Source organism: Serratia sp. Nf2, assembly GCF_003028435.1.
GTDB lineage: Bacteria > Pseudomonadota > Gammaproteobacteria > Enterobacterales > Enterobacteriaceae > Serratia > Serratia marcescens_L.
Genome location: NZ_PYTW01000007.1, coordinates 1 through 16844, shown reverse-complemented (window position 1 = coordinate 16844; position 16844 = coordinate 1). Strand labels below are relative to the sequence as shown.

The following is a 16844-nucleotide window of genomic DNA, read 5'->3' as shown; positions in this document are numbered from 1 at the left end:
AAAGACCCTTTGAAATTAGAGGTAATTAAAATGGGCGGTATTAGTATTACGCAATTGTTGATCATCGCAGTGATCGTGGTGCTGCTGTTCGGTACCAAAAAACTGCGCACGCTGGGCTCCGATCTCGGCGCCTCGATCAAGGGCTTCAAGAAGGCGATCGGCGACGATACGCCGTCGACCCCTAACACGGCTGAGAAAAGCAGCCTGGATGACGCTGATTTCTCGGCCAAGCCTATTACCGATAAGCAGCCGGAAGTGAAACCGGAAGAGTCGAAGAACAAAGAGCAGGTATAAACCGTGTTTGACATTGGGTTTAGTGAGCTGCTGCTGGTGCTGGTGATCGGCCTGGTTGTTCTGGGGCCGGAACGGTTGCCGGTCGCGGTCAGAACGGTGTCGGGCTGGATCCGTGCGCTGCGCTCGCTGGCGGCCTCGGTGCAGCACGAACTGTCTCAGGAACTGAAGCTGCAGGAGCTGCAGGACAGCCTGAAAAAAGCCGAACAGGCCGGCCTGCAGAACCTGACGCCGGAGTTGAAGGCGTCGATGGATGAGCTGAAAGACGCGGCGGACTCATTGAAACGCACCTATCGGGGCGAGAAAGAAGAGCTGGCGAACACCATTCATAACCCGCAGATCACCGATCCGGAAGCCTTGCACGACGGCGTGACGCCGGCGGAAGCGGCAACCAGCGCCAGCGCGCCCGCCGCCGTGCCAAAACCGGCAGCGGAGCCTGAGGCCGTTGCGGCTGCGTCCCCGACTGCGCCTGTGGCGGCGCAACCGGCTAAAGCACCGGTGGAAACCGCGTCGGCACCTGTCGAACCTGTTGCGGATAAAACCCCTGCGTCTCACCAATCTAGTGGCGATCGTTAATACATGGCTGTTGAAGATACCCAACCCCTTATCAGTCATCTGATAGAGCTGCGCAAGCGGCTGTTGAACTCGATTATTTGCGTGCTGGCGGTGTTCGTGGTGCTGGTGTTTTTCGCCAACGACATCTACCAGCTGGTCTCTGCGCCGCTGCTCAAGCAGCTGCCGGCAGGGGCGAGCATGATCGCCACCGACGTGGCGTCACCGTTCTTTACGCCGATCAAGTTGACCATGATCGTCTCGGTGTTTGTCTCCGCGCCGATGATTCTGTATCAGGTGTGGGCATTCATCGCACCGGCGCTGTACAAGCATGAACGCCGCCTGATGATGCCGCTGCTGGTGTCCAGCAGCCTGCTGTTCTACCTCGGCATGGCTTTCGCCTACTTCATCGTGTTCCCGCTGGCCTTCGGCTTCTTTGCCAAGACCGCGCCGATGGGGGTGACCATTGCGACCGACATTAAAAACTACCTCGATTTCGTCATGGCGCTGTTTATGGCGTTCGGCGTCGCCTTCGAAGTACCGGTCGCCATCATTCTGCTGTGCTGGAGTGGCGTCACCTCGCCGGAAGATCTGAAGAAGAAACGGCCGTATGTGTTGGTCGGCGCGTTTGTGGTCGGCATGCTGTTGACGCCGCCGGACGTGTTCTCGCAAACCCTGTTGGCAATACCGATGTATCTGCTGTTTGAAGTGGGGGTGTTCTTCGCTCGCTTCTATACCGGAAAACGTCGTCCACAAGCGGAAGAAGAAGACGAGGGTGACGAACCTCCAACACCTTGATCCACATTGATTGCGAAGCCGCCCATTGGGCGGCTTTTGCTTTGGAAAAAACCATGTTTGATATCGGCGTTAATCTCACCAGCAGCCAATTCGCCAAAGACCGCCAGGCGGTGGTGGAACGCGCCCGCGCCGCGGGCGTGACAGGGATGTTGATTACCGGCACCGATCTGGCGGAGAGCCGCGAGGCCGCCGAACTGGCGCAGCAACATGCGGGCTACTGTTGGTCAACCGCCGGCGTGCATCCGCACTACGCCAGCGGTTGGGATGAACACACCGCCGAGCTGATTTATGCGTTGGCCGCGCGCCCTGAAGTGGCGGCGATCGGCGAATGCGGCCTGGATTTCAACCGCAATTTCTCGACACCCGCGCAGCAGGAAGCTGCGTTCACCGCGCAGCTGGCGCTGGCGGCGGAATTGGCGCTGCCGGTATTTCTTCATTGCCGCGACGCACACGCACGTTTTGCCGAGCTACTGACGCCGTGGTTGGATAAACTGCCCGCGGCCGTGGTGCACTGTCTCACCGGCACCGCCGAAGAATTAACAAGCTGCCTGGCGCTGGGCCTATCGATCGGGATTACCGGTTGGGTCTGCGACGAGCGGCGCGGCCTGGAATTGCGCGCCCTGTTGCCGCAGATCCCGGCCGAGCGTCTGCTGCTGGAAACGGACGCCCCTTATCTGTTGCCCCGGGATTTACAACCTAAACCCGCATCTCGCCGCAACGAACCCTGTTTCCTGCCCCATATCGTGCATCAGGTCGCCGTCTGGCGACAGGAAGAGCCGCAATGGCTGGGGCAAAAAACCGATGAGAACGCCCGCCGGCTATTCCGGCTGGTTTGAGCTAGGAGAAAACTATGAGCTATGCATTTCCGGGCACCTTCCCAGGTCGCCGTATGCGCCGCGTGCGCCGTCATGACTTCAGCCGCCGCCTGGTGGCCGAGAACCAACTGACGGTCAACGACCTGATTTATCCGGTGTTTGTCATGGAAGGTAGCAACCGCCAGGAAGAAGTGGCCTCGATGCCGGGCGTATCGCGCATGACGATCGATCTGCTGGTCAAGGAAGCGGAAACCATCGCCAAACTCGGCGTGCCGGTGATCTCCCTGTTCCCGGTGATCGAACCGGGTCTGAAATCGCTGCATGCGGAAGAAGCCTATAACCCGGAAGGGCTGGTGCAGCGCACGGTGCGTGCGCTGAAAGACGCGGTGCCTGAGCTGGGCATTCTGACCGACGTTGCGCTCGATCCTTACACCACCCACGGGCAGGACGGGGTCATCGATGAGCAGGGTTACGTGATTAACGACGTGACCAAAGACATTCTGGTGCGTCAGGCGCTGTCCCATGCCGAAGCGGGCGCGGAAATCGTGGCACCGAGCGACATGATGGACGGCCGCATCGGGGCGATCCGCGATCGTCTGGAATTGCAGGGCCTGGTGAATACCCAGATTATGGCCTACTCCGCCAAGTATGCTTCCTGCTACTACGGCCCGTTCCGCGATGCGCTGGGCTCCAGCGGCAACCTGAAGGGCGGCAACAAGAAGACTTATCAGATGGATCCGGCCAACAGCGACGAAGCGCTGCAGGAGATTGCACAGGATCTGCAGGAAGGTGCGGACATGGTGATGGTGAAACCGGGCATGCCGTACCTCGACGTTGTGCGCCGCGTGAAGGATACCTTCGGCGTGCCAACCTTCGCTTATCAGGTGTCCGGCGAGTACGCCATGCATATGGCGGCGATTCAGAACGGCTGGCTGCAGGAGCAACCTGCGGTGATGGAGTCGTTGATGTGCTTCAAACGCGCCGGTGCCGACGGTGTGCTGACCTACTTCGCCAAGCGTGTTGCCCAGTGGTTGCACGACGACGCGATGCGTCGTTAAGCGCAAAATGAGCCAACAAAAAGGCGCCTGAGGGCGCCTTTTGCATTACATCTTCTGGAACTGTCGGTTGTCGATGCTTTGACTGACCTGTTTGTTGATCAGGTTGAGCAACAGCATCGAGCGGGCCTCGCCGTCCGGCTCGGTGTAGATCGCCTGCAGCCCTTCGAACACGCCGTCGACGATCAGGACGGTATCCCCCGGCTGCGGGGTTTCCGGATCGACGTAGGTTTCGCTGGCGTGCGTGCGCAGCTCATCGATCACCTTGCTCGGGATGACGCTCGGCAGCGCGCCGAAACGCACGAAGTGGCTGACGCCGCGGGTGGCGCTGATGGTGGTGGTGTGAATGCGCTCCGGGTCGAACTCCACAAACAGATAGTTGGGAAACAGGGGTTCGCTGACCGCGATGCGCTTGCCACGCACGATCTTTTCCAGCGTGATGATCGGGCTGAGGCAGTTTACCTGCTGCCGTTCCAGATGTTCCTGCGCTCGCAACAGCTGACCGCGTTTGCAATAAAGTAGATACCAGGATTCCATAATTTCACATGCCTTTCTGCCAGCCGGTAAGCATATCAAAAGCTATTCCGGATACATAGTGATGCAAGTTTCAGCGTGTAACATCACCTATCTCTATGAATATGAGGCTATTAGCGAGGTGTCACACACTTATCGATGCGGCGCTGGTATAACAGAGGGCTAAAAATTTGTTACCGTCACAGTATGACAAGGCGTTATGCCACCGGCTGTGACGCTATTCATCGTTTTTGACCGAGGGGGAAAAGAAATGGAGCTGTTTCTGTTGAGCAACGGCAAGCTGTCTGGCGAAGCCGAGCTGCTGGGGTACGCCAAAAGCCAACTGCTGGCGATGATTGCGCGTCGCGGCATCAAATCCGCCGTATTTATCCCTTATGCGCTGATCCGTTACGACTACGACCAGCGTGCGCAGGAGCTGGCGCAAACGCTCGGCATCGAAGTCACCAGCATCCACCACGCCGCTTCGCCGGCAGCGGCGATCGCGCAGGCGGAATGCATTTTGGTCAGCGGCGGCAATACCTGGTTGCTGAACCAAATGCTGCACGAGCAAGGCCTGATTGTGCCCATCCAGCGCGCGGTGCGCGAGCGTGAGGTGCCTTACGTCGGCTGGAGCGCCGGTTGCAACGTGGCCACGCCGAGCATTCGCACCACCAATGATATGCCGGTGCGCTGCAGCGTGGTGCTGCCGGCGCTGGGGCTGTTCCCGGTGCAGATCAACCCGCATTATATCGACGCGCATATCAGCGGCCACATGGGCGAAACCCGTGACGAGCGCCTGGCGGAGTTTTGCGCGATCAACCCGAGCGAATCGGTGGTGGCGCTGCGTGAAGGCAGCCTGCTGCACGTTGAAGGCAATGCGCTGCGTTACTTCAGTGCTAACGGGCAAGGCTTCAAGGTGTTCCGCCACGGCGAGGAGACGCGCGAATATCAGGATGCGCGTGCGCTGGCCACGCTGGTGCCGTTCAACTGTGGCTGAGGGCCACCCGGCAGCGGGCGGCGTTAACAAAATTGCAGCAACAACCGTGAAGAGGGCTTATAATGCCCTCCCCACTGGCCGTTATAATGATCAGCATGAAATACCGTGACTTACGCGATTTCCTCTCGTTGCTGGAGAAGAGAGGGGAACTAAAACGCATCAGCCAGCCGATCGATCCTTACCTGGAAATGACGGAGATTGCCGATCGCACCCTGCGGGCAGGCGGCCCGGCATTGCTGTTTGAAAACCCGAAAGGGTACGACATGCCGGTGCTGTGCAACCTGTTCGGCACCGCCAATCGCGTGGCGATGGGCATGGGGCAGGAAGACATCAGCGCGCTGCGCGAAGTCGGCAAACTGCTGGCGTTCCTCAAAGAACCGGAGCCGCCGAAAGGTTTCCGCGATCTGTTCGACAAAATGCCGAAGTTCAAGCAGGTGCTGAACATGCCGACCAAGGTGCTGGGTTCCGCGCCTTGTCAGGAGCAGGTATGGCAGGGTGATGATGTCGATCTAGGCCGTATTCCGGTGATGCACTGCTGGCCGGAAGACGCCGCGCCGCTGATCACCTGGGGGCTGACGGTGACTCGCGGCCCGCATAAGGAGCGGCAAAATCTCGGTATCTATCGCCAGCAGGTGCTGGGCAAGAATAAAGTGATCATGCGCTGGCTGTCGCATCGCGGCGGCGCGCTGGATTATCAGGAATGGTGCCAGGCACACCCCGGCGAGCGTTTCCCGGTCGCGGTTGCACTGGGCGCCGATCCCGCCACCATCCTCGGTGCGGTCACGCCGGTGCCGGATACCCTGTCTGAATACGCTTTTGCCGGGCTGTTACGCGGCAATAAAACCGAAGTGGTCAAGTGCCTTTCCAACGATCTGGAAGTGCCCGCCAGCGCCGAAATCGTGCTGGAAGGCTATATCGAGCCGGGTGAAATGGCGCCGGAAGGCCCCTACGGCGACCACACCGGTTACTACAATGAAATCGACCAGTTCCCGGTGTTCACCGTCACCCACATCACCCAGCGCCGCAACGCGATCTACCACTCGACCTACACCGGCCGCCCGCCGGATGAGCCGGCGATCCTGGGCGTGGCGCTGAATGAAGTGTTCGTGCCGATCCTGCAAAAACAGTTCCCGGAAATCGTCGATTTCTATCTGCCGCCGGAAGGGTGCTCGTACCGCCTGGCGGTAGTGACCATGAAGAAACAGTACGCTGGCCACGCTAAACGCGTGATGATGGGCGTCTGGTCGTTCCTGCGGCAGTTTATGTACACCAAATTTGTTATCGTCTGCGATGACGACGTCAATGCGCGCGACTGGAACGACGTGATTTGGGCGATCACCACACGAATGGATCCGGCAAGGGATACCGTTCTGGTGGAGAATACGCCGATCGACTATCTGGACTTCGCCTCGCCGGTTTCCGGCCTGGGTTCGAAGATGGGGCTGGACGCCACCAATAAATGGCCGGGTGAAACCGATCGCGAATGGGGCCGTCCGATTCAGATGGATGAAAAGGTACGTGCGCGCGTCGACGAAATCTGGGATGAGCTCGCAATCTTCAGTGACAGGGAACCGACGCTGTAGCGTCAGGCCCTGTTCTCAGCTTTGCATTGATGACCCGACAGAGGGAACGCATGACAATATTGAGCTGTAAAGTGACCTCGGTAGAGGCCATTACCGATACGGTTTATCGGGTACGTCTGGTGCCTGAGCAGCCGTTTTCTTTCAAGGCAGGGCAATATCTGATGGTGGTGATGGACGAGCGCGACAAGCGCCCGTTCTCGCTGGCATCTACCCCGACGCAGCAAGATTACATCGAGCTGCACATCGGCGCTTCGGAGCTGAATCTGTACGCCATGGCGGTGATGGATCGCATCCTGAAAGAGCAGGCGATCACCGTCGATATGCCGCACGGCGACGCCTGGCTGCGGGAAGAGGGCAGCCGTCCGCTGGTGCTGATAGCCGGCGGCACCGGTTTCTCCTACGCGCGTTCAATCTTGTTGACCGCGTTGGAGCAGCAGCCCGATCGCGACATTTCTATCTACTGGGGCGGGCGCGAGCTGAAGCACCTGTACGATCTGAGCGAGCTGGAAGCGCTGTCGTTGCAGCACCCGAATCTGAAGGTGATCCCGGTGGTCGAGCAGCCGGAAGCCGAATGGCGCGGCCGCAGCGGCACCGTGCTCAGCGCGGTGCTGCAGGATTTCGGCACGCTGGCGGAGCACGACATCTATATCGCCGGGCGTTTCGAGATGGCGAAAATCGCCCGTGAGCGTTTCTGCGCCGAGCGCGGCGCGCTGGAAGCGCATATGTTCGGCGACGCGTTTTCGTTTATCTGACCGATGCGATGCGCAGTGAACGGGGTGGCCGAGTGTCGCCCCGTTTTTATTTGGGCGCCGGCAAACTTCAGGCATAAAAAACCCGCCCCTGACAGGCGGGAAGAACGGCAACTAAACTTGGCGGGATGCCGCGATTTGAAGTGGTGACGCGGTCATCCCAAGATAGACACAGCTAAACGCGTTCAAAGACGGTGGCGATACCCTGGCCTAGGCCGATGCACATGGTCGCCAGGCCGAACTGTGCGTCGCGACGTTCCATGTTGTTCAACAGGGTGGTCGAGATGCGGGAGCCTGAACACCCCAGCGGGTGGCCGAGCGCGATGGCACCGCCGTTCAGGTTGATCTTGTCGTCGATGCTGTCCATCAGCCCCAAATCCTTGATGCACGGCAGCGACTGGGCGGCGAACGCTTCGTTCAGCTCGAACAGATCGATGTCCTGCACGCTCAGACCGGCGCGTTTCAGCGCCAGCTTGCTGGCCGGCACCGGGCCGTAACCCATGATGGAAGGATCGCAGCCGACGACCGCCATCGAGCGGATGCGGGCGCGCGCCTTCAAACCGAGCGCTTTGGCGCGCGATTCGCTCATCAGCAGCATGGCGGAAGCGCCGTCCGATAGGGCGGAAGAACTGCCTGCGGTGACGGTGCCGTTGACCGGATCGAACGCCGGACGCAGGGCCGACAGGCTTTCGACGGTGGTTTCCGGGCGAATGACTTCATCGAAATCATAACGGGTCAGCACGCCATCGGCGTCGTGGCCGTTGGTCGGAATGATCTCGTTTTTGAAGTAACCGGCCAGCGTCGCCGCATGCGCGCGCTGGTGGGAGCGGGCGGCAAACTCATCCTGCATCTGGCGGCTGATGTTGTGCATCTTGGCCAGCATTTCGGCGGTCAGCCCCATCATCCCGGCGGCTTTGGCCACGCTGCGGCTCAGCCCCGGATGGAAATCCACGCCGTGGTTCATCGGCACATGGCCCATGTGTTCCACGCCGCCGATCAGGCTGACGTGCGCGTCGCCAACCATGATGGCGCGCGCTGCGTCATGCAGCGCCTGCATCGACGACCCGCACAGGCGGTTGACGGTTACCGCCGGCACGCGGTGCGGGATCTCGGCCAGCAGCGCGGCGTTGCGGGCGATGTTGAAGCCTTGTTCCAGCGTCTGCTGCACGCAGCCCCAGTAAATGTCATCGATCTCGGCGGCGTCCAGCGCCGGGTTGCGGCTCAGCACTTCACGCATAAGGTGAGCGGAGAGATCTTCGGCGCGTACCTGACGGAAGGCGCCGCCCTTGGAGCGGCCCATCGGCGTGCGTACGGCATCAACAATAACTACGTTTTCCATCTTTATGACCTCATGCCGGTTGGCGGGTAGCGACGTCGGACAGCGGTGTCGCCACCGGGTAGTAGCTTTCATTGCGTTCGGCCTTGGCGCGCAGACCGGCCGGCACCTGGTACAGGGCGCCGAGGTGTGCGTAACGCTGGGCCAGCTCAACGTAGTTGGCGGTGCCGAGCGTATCCAGGTAGCGGAACGCGCCACCGTGGAACGGAGGGAAGCCGATGCCGTAGACCAACGCCATATCGGCTTCCGCCGGGCTGGCGACGATCTTCTCTTCCAGGCAGCGAACCACTTCGTTGATCATCGGGATCATCATGCGCGCGATGATCTCTTCGTCGCTGATGGTCTGGCGCGGTTGGCTCACTTCGGCCAGCAGCGCATCGGTCTGCTCGTCGTTGTCCTTGCGCGGTTTGCCTTTGCTGTCTTGGCTGTAGCGGTAAAAGCCCAATTGATTTTTTTGACCGAAGCGCTGGTTGTCGAACATCACGTCAATGGCGTCGCGATAGTCTTTGCTCATGCGATCCGGGAAGCCGGCGGCCATTACCGCCTGCGCGTGGTGCGCGGTGTCGATGCCCACGACGTCGAGCAGGTAGGCCGGGCCCATCGGCCAGCCGAACTGTTTTTCCATCACTTTATCGATCTGACGGAAGTCGGCGCCGTCGCGCAGCAGCAGGCTGAAACCGGCGAAATACGGGAACAGCACGCGGTTGACGAAGAAGCCCGGGCAGTCGTTCACCACGATCGGCGTTTTGCCCATGCGGCTGGCGTAGGCCACCACTTTGGCGATAGTGTCGTCACTGGTCAGCTCGCCGCGGATGATTTCAACCAGCGGCATGCGGTGTACCGGGTTAAAGAAGTGCATGCCGCAGAAGTTTTGCGGGCGCTTCAGCGATTTTGCCAGGTGATTAATCGGAATGGTCGAGGTGTTCGACGCCAGCACGGTGTCCTCACCGATCAGGTTTTCCACTTCCGACAGCACGGCGGCTTTGACCTTCGGATTCTCGACGACCGCTTCAACGATCACCTGCGCGCGCTCGATGCCGGCGTAGTCCAGCGTCGGCTGAATGGTCGAGAGCACCTGCGCCATTTTCAGGCCATCCAGCTTGCCGCGCTCCAGTTGCTTATTGAGCAGCTTGGCCGCTTCGTTCATGCCCAGCGTCAGCGACTTGTCGCTGATGTCTTTCATGATCACCGGCACACCTTTCAGCGCCGATTGGTAAGCGATGCCGCCGCCCATGATGCCGGCGCCCAGCACCGCCGCCTGTTTCGGCGCATCCACATTCTTGGCCAGCTTTTTCGCCTGACCCTTCACGAACTGATCGTTAAGGAAGATACCGACCAGCGCGCGCGCTTCGTTGGAACGCGCCAACGGCACGAAGCTGGCGGTTTCCAGTTTCAGCGCTTCATCGCGGCCCAGTTTGGCGGCGGCTTCAATGGTCTTCACTGCGGTCATCGGCGCCGGGTAATGTTTACCGGCGGTCTGCAGCACCATGCCTTTGGCGGTGGTGAAGCTCATCGCTGCTTCAATCGGGCTGAGTTTCAGCGGCTCCAGCTTAGGTTGACGCGCGGCGCGCCAGTCCAGCTTGCCGTCGATCGCCTGTTGCAGCATTTTCAGCGCTGCTTCGGCCAGTTTTTCTGGTGCCACCACCGCATCCACCAGGCCGACTTTCAACGCGTCTTTGGCGCTGACGTCTTTGCCGGCGGCGATGATTTCCAGCGCGCTGTCGTTACCCAGCAGGCGCGGCAGGCGGACGGAACCGCCGAAGCCCGGCATGATGCCCAATTTGGTTTCCGGCAGGCCGATGCGCGCGTCCGGTGAGGCGACGCGGAAATCGGTCGCCAGAATGCATTCGCAACCGCCGCCGAGCGCATAGCCGTTAATGGCCGAAATGGTCGGCACCGGCAAATCTTCCAGTCGGTTAAAGACGTTGTTGGCGAACACCAGCCACTCGTGCAGCTTTTCAGCCGGTGCGGCGAACAGAGAAAGGAATTCGGTGATATCGGCGCCGACGATAAACGCGGCTTTGGAGGAGCGCAGCAACAGCCCCTTCAGCTCAGGCTGGTTTTCCAGCACGGTGAGCGCTTCGCCCAGGCTGGCGACGGTGCGGGTGTCCAGCTTGTTGACCGAGCCCGGTGAGTTAAACACCAGCTCGGCGATGCCGTTATCGAGCCAGTGCAGTTGTAATGTTTCGCCTTGGTAGAGCATGTCTATCTCCTGAATCAGCGTATGATCTGGTATGACCAGATGATGAGGAGTGTGGTTTTTATGTTAAAAATATGCAAATGAGAGATTGCATATTTGCAGGTCTGATCACATCTCACCAAGTTAGTGTTTTGATTTAAAAAGAAGTTATATTTTATGTGCTATCGGCATTTGCTGGAGTTTGTCAGCCCTCATACACTTGCCTGCAGCGATTTATCATTCAGACGAGGTGAGGCATGAATAAAGCGGCTTGTGTTAAACGCAGCGGCTTATGGAGCATTCCCGCCAGAACCATGACGCTGGCGTGTCTGTTGGTGTTTATGGCGCAAATGGCGACGACCGTGTATCTGCCTTCTCTGCCGACGGTGATGCACGAGCTGGCAATGAGCCGGCGCGCCACCGAGCTGTCCATTTCGATCTTCGTCATCGGCGCTGCCTTGCCGGTGCTGTTCTGGGGCGCGGCCGCCGATCGCTTTGGCCGCCGAGCGCCGCTGATGCTTTCCCTGCTTCTTTTTATTGGCTGCAGCGGGCTGTTGGCGCTGTGCAGCAACGGCACTCAGCTGTTGACGCTGCGTGCGCTGCAGGGCGTGGGCGCCGGTGGTGCGGCGATCATTGCGCGTATCATCGTGCGGGATAACTGGAGCGGCGACGAGCTGGCGCGGCGTTTGTCGGTGCTCTCCATCGCTTTTATCACCGCGCTGGGCGGCGGTCAGTTTGTCGGCGGCCTGCTCAGCCAATATTCGCACTGGCAGATGGGCTTCGTCTTGATGGGCGTCACCGGTTTGGCCATTCTGGCGCTGATGGCGACGCTGCCACTGGAGGCGGGGCGCGCATGCGGGCCACGCCCGGCGATGGCGGCCACCTACTTCGCCATCCTGCGGCGGCCGGGATTTTTTTGGCCGACCTGCGCCGGTGGGCTGGGCTTCGCCACCACGGTGATGCTGCAGGAGGTGAGCCCGTTCGTCATGCAGCAGGGTTTTGGCCTCAACGTCACGGCGTTTGGCGCGCTGGGATTGGTGCTCGGCATTGCCTACTTTAGCGGCGCGTTGACGGTGAACCGCACGGTGGCGCGTGTCGGCGGGAAAAAACTGATGCAAACCGGCAGCGGTATCGTCGCTCTGGCGACGGCGGCGATCCTGCTGTTGTGGTGGAGCGATATCCTGGCTGGCCTTTCCGGTATGGCATTATTCATCGCGTTGTATTGTCTGACTATTTTTGGCCAGGCAGTGTTATTTCCCAACAGCATGGCGATGGCGGTCAGCGACGCTAAAGAGTACGGCGCCTATGCGATGGCGCTGTGCGGCTTTCTGCAGCAGAGTCTGGCGGGCGTCGCCGCGGCCGGCGCGGTATTGTTGGAGCATCATGGCCTATGGGCGCTGGCGATAGCGTTGCTCGGCCTGGCCGGCTGGCTAATGGTTAAACTGCGGATGTAACGGCATTTGCAGGGAATTGCGAGCTGCTCCGCATGCCCAACGCGATGAGGTTGGTGCGTCGGAGCGCTGTGTTAAGATGACTTCTTTCGTGCTAAGGCATAAGGGTACTGTGATGGAAACGCTGGCTTCTTTGTATAACGACCACCTGGCAGAGCTGCAAAAACGCGCGCGCGAAGTGCTGGAGCGCAACAAATTGGATGCGCTGCTGATTCACTCCGGGGAACTGCAAAAGGTATTTTTGGACGACCATAGCTATCCGTTCAAAGTGAACGCGCATTTCAAAGCCTGGGTGCCGGTGACGTCGGTGCCGAACTGCTGGTTGTGGATCGACGGTGTCAACAAGCCGAAGCTGTGGTTCTACTCCCCGGTCGACTACTGGCACAGCGTAGAGCCGCTGCCGGACAGTTTCTGGACCAAATCCCTTGAATTGATGCCGCTGGCCAACGCTGACGCCATCGCCCAGCAGCTTCCGCCGCAGCGCGAACGCGTGGGCTATATCGGTTATGCGCAACAGCGCGCCCGCGATCTCGGCATCCCTTCTGAGAACATCAACCCGAAAGCGGTGCTGAACTACCTGGATTTCCACCGTTCGATCAAAACCGGCTATGAGCTGGCCTGCATGCGCGAAGCGCAGAAGACGGCGGTAACCGGCCATCGTGCGGCGCATGAGGCCTTCCTCTCCGGCATGAGCGAGTTCGACATCAACCTGGCCTACCTGACGGCGACCGGCCACCGCGATACCGACGTGCCTTACGACAACATCGTGGCGCTGAACGAACATGCTTCGGTATTGCACTACACCAAGCTGGATCATCAGCCGCCGGCCGAATCCCTGAGTTTCCTGATCGACGCCGGCGCGGAATATAACGGCTACGCCGCCGATCTGACCCGCACCTACGCGGCGCAAAGCGGCAGCGAGTTCGCCCACCTGGTGAAAGATCTCAACGGTGAACAGCTGGCGCTGATCGACACCATCAAGACCGGCGTGCGCTATACCGACTACCATGTGCAAATGCATCAGCGCATCGCCAAGCTGCTCAAGAGTCACAAGTTGGTGAACGGCCTCAGCGAAGAGGCGATGGTTGAAACGGGTATTACCACGCCGTTCCTGCCGCACGGGCTGGGCCATCCGCTGGGCCTGCAGGTGCACGACGCCGCCGGCTTTATGCAGGACGAGCAAGGCACCCATCTGGCGGCGCCGTCCAGGTATCCGTTCCTGCGTTGCACCCGCGTGTTGCAGCCGGGCATGGTGTTGACCATCGAGCCGGGTCTGTACTTCATCGAATCTCTGTTGGCGCCGTGGCGCAGCGGTGAGTTCAAGCAGCACTTCGCCTGGGATCGCATCGATGCGCTGAAGCCGTATGGTGGCATCCGTATTGAAGACAACATTGTGATCCACGAAAAGCGTATCGAGAACATGACGCGCGATCTGAACCTGGCCTGATGCGGCCGTACCCGATACCGGCGGAAGCAACCCGCTTTACCGAAGAAATAAAGAAGAGCCGTTTTATCACCCTGCTGGCGCCGACCAGCGGGGTGGAGGCGGCAAAGGCGTTTATTCAGCAGGTGCGGGATGAGCACCCGGCGGCGAGGCACCATTGTTGGGCTTTCGTCGCCGGCAGCCCTGATGACTCGCAGCTGCTGGGGTTCTCCGACGATGGAGAACCGTCGGGCACCGCCGGCAAACCGATCCTCGCGCAGCTGATGGGCAGCGGTATCGGCGAATTGACCGCCGTGGTCGTCCGGTACTATGGCGGCGTCAAGCTGGGTACCGGCGGGCTGGTGAAAGCCTATGGTAACGGTGTTCAACAGGCGTTGAAGCAGTTGGCGTTGGTACAAAAGGTGCCGGAAGCCGAATATATCTTGCAGTGCGACTATGCTCAATTGGCGCTGGTGGAGAACTTGCTGCAGCAAACCGCAGGTCGGATCCTGCAGGGCGAATACGGTGCCGCCGTCGTGCTGCATCTGGCGTTGCCGGCCACCGAGGTCGAGTTGTTTGGAAATAAATTGCGTGATCTCAGTCGCGGTAATTTGCAATTAACCCCCATTTCGCAATAATTCCTCCCAATTGAATTGCTAAGGATCGTGCTGAAATGCATTTTCGCGCCATAACCCGTATCGTTGGTCTGCTGGTCATCCTGTTCTCCGGGACGATGTTTATTCCCGGCCTGGTGGCATTGATTTACCGCGATGGGGCGGGGCGCGCGTTCAGCCAAACCTTCTTCGTGGCGCTGATCATCGGTCTGATGCTGTGGTGGCCGAACCGCAAACAAAAACACGAACTGAAGCCCCGTGAAGGCTTCCTGATCGTCGTGTTGTTCTGGACCGTGCTGGGCAGCGTAGGGGCATTGCCGTTCCTGTTTTCGGAGCGGCCCAACTTGTCGCTGACCGACGCCTTCTTTGAATCCTTCTCGGGATTGACGACCACTGGTGCGACGACGTTGGTGGGGTTGGACTCGTTGCCGAAGGCCATTCTGTTCTATCGCCAAATGCTGCAATGGATGGGGGGCATGGGGATCATCGTATTGGCGGTGGCGATACTGCCGATACTCGGCGTCGGCGGCATGCAGCTGTATCGGGCAGAAATGCCCGGGCCGCTGAAAGATAACAAGATGCGTCCACGCATCGCCGAAACCGCCAAGACCCTGTGGTTAATCTATGTGTTGCTGACCGTCGCCTGTGCGCTGGCGCTCTGGGGGGCTGGGATGTCGGTGTTCGACGCCATCGGCCACAGTTTCTCGACCATCGCCATCGGCGGGTTTTCTACCCACGACGCCAGTATCGGTTATTACGCCAGTCCGACCATTAATACCATCATCGCCGTGTTCCTGCTGATTTCCGGCTGTAACTACGGCCTGCACTTCGCTTTGCTAAGCGGCCGCAGTCTGAAGGTGTACGGGCGCGATCCTGAATTCCGCATGTTCATCTTCGTTCAACTAACGCTGGTGGTGGTGTGCACGCTGGTGCTCTGGGGACATGGCGTCTATAAGAGCGGTATGGAAACGCTCAATCAGGCATTTTTCCAGGTGGTATCGATGGCGACCACGGCCGGTTTTACGACCGACAGTATCGCCAAGTGGCCGCTGTTCTTACCGATGTTGCTGTTGTGTTCGGCGTTCATCGGCGGTTGCGCCGGCTCGACCGGCGGCGGCCTGAAAGTGATCCGTATCCTGCTGCTGTACCTGCAGGGCTCGCGCGAGTTGAAAAGGCTGGTGCACCCCAACGCGGTCTATACCATCAAATTGGGCAATCGTGCGCTGCCGGAACGTATTCTGGAGGCGGTGTGGGGATTCTTCTCCGCCTATGCGTTGGTGTTTATTGTCAGCATGCTGGCGATCATTGCCACTGGCGTCGACGACTTTTCCGCGTTCGCCGCAGTGACGGCAACGCTCAATAACCTCGGCCCCGGCCTGGGCGTAGTGGCGGATAACTTCACCACGATGCCGGCGGCGGCCAAGTGGATCCTGGTGGTGACGATGCTGTTCGGGCGCCTGGAAGTGTTTACATTGCTGGTGCTGTTCACGCCAACCTTCTGGCGTGAGTGAGCCTGATATAAGGAGTACGCCATGAAGGCATTGATACTTTATTCGAGCCGTGACGGGCAAACACGCGCTATCGCTTCTTATATAGCAAGCAAGCTGCAGGACACGCTGCGTTGTGAGGTGATCGATCTGCTGCAGGCGGAACAGGTCGATCTTAGCCAGTATCAGCAGGTGATGATCGGCGCTTCTATCCGTTACGGGCACTTTAACCCGGCGCTGGATAAATTCGTCAAACGGCATGCCGAGCAACTGAATCGAATGCCGAGCGCGTTCTTTGCCGTGAACCTGACCGCGCGTAAACCGGAAAAGCGCTCGCCGCAAACCAACGCTTATACCCGCAAGTTCCTGCTGGCCTCGCCGTGGCAGCCAAAACAGTGCGCGGTGTTTGCCGGCGCATTGCGTTATCCGCGTTATCGCTGGTTCGACCGCATCATGATTCAATTTATTATGCGTATGACGGGCGGTGAAACGGATACCAGTAAGGAAGTAGAGTACACCGATTGGCAGCAGGTCGACCGTTTCGCCCAGGAATTTAGCCAGATCCAGTACGAAAAGTGACAAAAACGCGGGTTTGGCCAGCGTTTTGCCGAAAAAAACCGCGCTTGAAAAGTTTTTTGCATTTAGGGGTTGCGGCCCGCCGAGAACTCCCTATAATGCGCCTCCACTGACCGGGAACAACGACTGACAAGCCGCCGGGTCAGCGAGAAGAAAGCGAAATAAACGCTTGACTCTCCGGGTGAAAAGCGTAATATACGCAGCCCGCGCCGATGAGTTTCTCGGCACTGCTCTTTAACAATTTATCAGACAATCTGTGTGGGCACTCCACAAGACGATATCCAGCATCTTCGGATGCAAAAAAATATCAAGTCTTGAAGAGTGACTAACTGAAGTAAAATTCATGCAGTAAATCTTTGAGCATCGCTTCTCGAGTGGAAGCAAATCAAGCTTTTAATTGAAGAGTTTGATCATGGCTCAGATTG

At 59.2% G+C, this 16844-nt stretch carries 16 protein-coding genes; 13 read left to right on the top strand and 3 right to left on the bottom strand.

What is annotated here, in order from left to right:
* Positions 1-30: 30 nt before the first annotated feature.
* From tatA to hemB, 5 genes are read left to right on the top strand one after another with little or no spacing between them, the layout of a single operon-like run.
* A complete protein-coding gene (tatA, locus tag C9411_RS16010; protein ID WP_004934452.1) occupies positions 31-294 on the top strand; it encodes a Sec-independent protein translocase subunit TatA in 264 nt (87 codons plus the stop codon).
* Between the two features lie 3 nt (positions 295-297).
* Positions 298-867 (top strand): Sec-independent protein translocase protein TatB, encoded by a 570-nt coding sequence (gene tatB / locus C9411_RS16005; RefSeq protein WP_063989041.1) that lies wholly within the window; start codon positions 298-300, stop codon positions 865-867.
* A 3-nt stretch (positions 868-870) separates the two neighbouring features.
* Entirely contained in the window at positions 871-1641 is a 771-nt protein-coding gene (gene tatC / locus C9411_RS16000; RefSeq protein ID WP_047729370.1) for a Sec-independent protein translocase subunit TatC, read from the top strand.
* A 53-nt stretch (positions 1642-1694) separates the two neighbouring features.
* Complete coding sequence (tatD, locus tag C9411_RS15995) at positions 1695-2477, top strand: 3'-5' ssDNA/RNA exonuclease TatD (protein WP_107227547.1); 783 nt, start codon at positions 1695-1697, stop codon at positions 2475-2477.
* Between the two features lie 14 nt (positions 2478-2491).
* Positions 2492-3514: a porphobilinogen synthase gene (gene hemB / locus C9411_RS15990; RefSeq protein WP_033636707.1), complete on the top strand. Its 1023-nt coding sequence runs from the start codon at positions 2492-2494 to the stop codon at positions 3512-3514.
* Between the two features lie 45 nt (positions 3515-3559).
* Here the strand turns inward: hemB and rfaH are convergent, their stop codons facing one another.
* Positions 3560-4048, bottom strand: coding sequence for a transcription/translation regulatory transformer protein RfaH (gene rfaH / locus C9411_RS15985; protein ID WP_004934466.1), 489 nt, complete (start codon positions 4046-4048; stop codon positions 3560-3562).
* A 247-nt stretch (positions 4049-4295) separates the two neighbouring features.
* On the opposite strand from rfaH, the gene pepE reads away from it, so the two are divergent.
* The 3 genes from pepE (at position 4296) to fre (ending at position 7356) form a co-directional block, all read left to right on the top strand.
* On the top strand, positions 4296-5021 hold the full coding sequence (gene pepE / locus C9411_RS15980) for a dipeptidase PepE (RefSeq protein ID WP_107227481.1): 726 nt from the start codon (positions 4296-4298) through the stop codon (positions 5019-5021).
* A 62-nt stretch (positions 5022-5083) separates the two neighbouring features.
* On the top strand, positions 5084-6604 hold the full coding sequence (gene ubiD / locus C9411_RS15975; protein WP_048326642.1) for a 4-hydroxy-3-polyprenylbenzoate decarboxylase: 1521 nt from the start codon (positions 5084-5086) through the stop codon (positions 6602-6604).
* A gap of 50 nt (positions 6605-6654) precedes the next feature.
* Positions 6655-7356, top strand: a complete 702-nt coding sequence (gene fre, locus C9411_RS15970; RefSeq protein ID WP_107227480.1) for an NAD(P)H-flavin reductase — start codon at positions 6655-6657, stop codon at positions 7354-7356.
* A gap of 172 nt (positions 7357-7528) precedes the next feature.
* On the opposite strand, the gene fadA is transcribed toward fre, so the two are convergent.
* Together fadA and fadB are read right to left on the bottom strand one after the other, a co-directional pair.
* Positions 7529-8692, bottom strand: coding sequence for an acetyl-CoA C-acyltransferase FadA (gene fadA / locus C9411_RS15965; RefSeq protein WP_025304928.1), 1164 nt, complete (start codon positions 8690-8692; stop codon positions 7529-7531).
* A 10-nt stretch (positions 8693-8702) separates the two neighbouring features.
* Positions 8703-10892 carry a fatty acid oxidation complex subunit alpha FadB gene (gene fadB / locus C9411_RS15960; RefSeq protein WP_107227479.1) on the bottom strand — a complete coding sequence of 730 codons (2190 nt, stop codon included), beginning with the start codon at positions 10890-10892 and terminating at the stop codon, positions 8703-8705.
* 233 nt (positions 10893-11125) lie between these two features.
* Here fadB and C9411_RS15955 point away from each other — a divergent pair, with 233 nt between their 5' ends.
* The 5 genes from C9411_RS15955 to hemG all read left to right on the top strand — a co-directional run bounded on the left by C9411_RS15955 (position 11126) and on the right by hemG (position 16422).
* The gene (locus C9411_RS15955) at positions 11126-12322 is read left to right on the top strand and encodes an MFS transporter (protein WP_165384365.1); all 1197 of its coding nucleotides are present in this window, start codon (positions 11126-11128) and stop codon (positions 12320-12322) included.
* A gap of 112 nt (positions 12323-12434) precedes the next feature.
* On the top strand, positions 12435-13766 hold the full coding sequence (pepQ, locus tag C9411_RS15950; RefSeq protein WP_107227478.1) for a Xaa-Pro dipeptidase: 1332 nt from the start codon (positions 12435-12437) through the stop codon (positions 13764-13766).
* Entirely contained in the window at positions 13766-14380 is a 615-nt protein-coding gene (locus tag C9411_RS15945) for an IMPACT family protein (RefSeq protein WP_063989035.1), read from the top strand. The genes pepQ and C9411_RS15945 overlap by 1 nt, the downstream gene beginning before the upstream one ends.
* Positions 14381-14415: 35 nt before the next feature.
* Positions 14416-15867: a Trk system potassium transporter TrkH gene (gene trkH, locus C9411_RS15940; RefSeq protein WP_063989034.1), complete on the top strand. Its 1452-nt coding sequence runs from the start codon at positions 14416-14418 to the stop codon at positions 15865-15867.
* A 21-nt stretch (positions 15868-15888) separates the two neighbouring features.
* Complete coding sequence (gene hemG / locus C9411_RS15935) at positions 15889-16422, top strand: menaquinone-dependent protoporphyrinogen IX dehydrogenase (RefSeq protein WP_025304933.1); 534 nt, start codon at positions 15889-15891, stop codon at positions 16420-16422.
* Positions 16423-16844: the final 422 nt, after the last annotated feature.

Coding starts and splice junctions, on each gene's coding strand:
- trkH (WP_063989034.1), top strand. CDS start 14,416: ATGCATTTTCGCGCCATAACCCGTATCGTTGGTCTGCTGGTCATCCTG.
- fre (WP_107227480.1), top strand. CDS start 6,655: ATGACAATATTGAGCTGTAAAGTGACCTCGGTAGAGGCCATTACCGAT.
- tatD (WP_107227547.1), top strand. CDS start 1,695: ATGTTTGATATCGGCGTTAATCTCACCAGCAGCCAATTCGCCAAAGAC.
- C9411_RS15955 (WP_165384365.1), top strand. CDS start 11,126: ATGAATAAAGCGGCTTGTGTTAAACGCAGCGGCTTATGGAGCATTCCC.
- fadB (WP_107227479.1), bottom strand. CDS start 10,892: ATGCTCTACCAAGGCGAAACATTACAACTGCACTGGCTCGATAACGGC.
- ubiD (WP_048326642.1), top strand. CDS start 5,084: ATGCCCTCCCCACTGGCCGTTATAATGATCAGCATGAAATACCGTGAC.
- fadA (WP_025304928.1), bottom strand. CDS start 8,692: ATGGAAAACGTAGTTATTGTTGATGCCGTACGCACGCCGATGGGCCGC.
- C9411_RS15945 (WP_063989035.1), top strand. CDS start 13,766: ATGCGGCCGTACCCGATACCGGCGGAAGCAACCCGCTTTACCGAAGAA.
- rfaH (WP_004934466.1), bottom strand. CDS start 4,048: ATGGAATCCTGGTATCTACTTTATTGCAAACGCGGTCAGCTGTTGCGA.
- hemB (WP_033636707.1), top strand. CDS start 2,492: ATGAGCTATGCATTTCCGGGCACCTTCCCAGGTCGCCGTATGCGCCGC.
- pepQ (WP_107227478.1), top strand. CDS start 12,435: ATGGAAACGCTGGCTTCTTTGTATAACGACCACCTGGCAGAGCTGCAA.
- hemG (WP_025304933.1), top strand. CDS start 15,889: ATGAAGGCATTGATACTTTATTCGAGCCGTGACGGGCAAACACGCGCT.
- pepE (WP_107227481.1), top strand. CDS start 4,296: ATGGAGCTGTTTCTGTTGAGCAACGGCAAGCTGTCTGGCGAAGCCGAG.
- tatA (WP_004934452.1), top strand. CDS start 31: ATGGGCGGTATTAGTATTACGCAATTGTTGATCATCGCAGTGATCGTG.
- tatC (WP_047729370.1), top strand. CDS start 871: ATGGCTGTTGAAGATACCCAACCCCTTATCAGTCATCTGATAGAGCTG.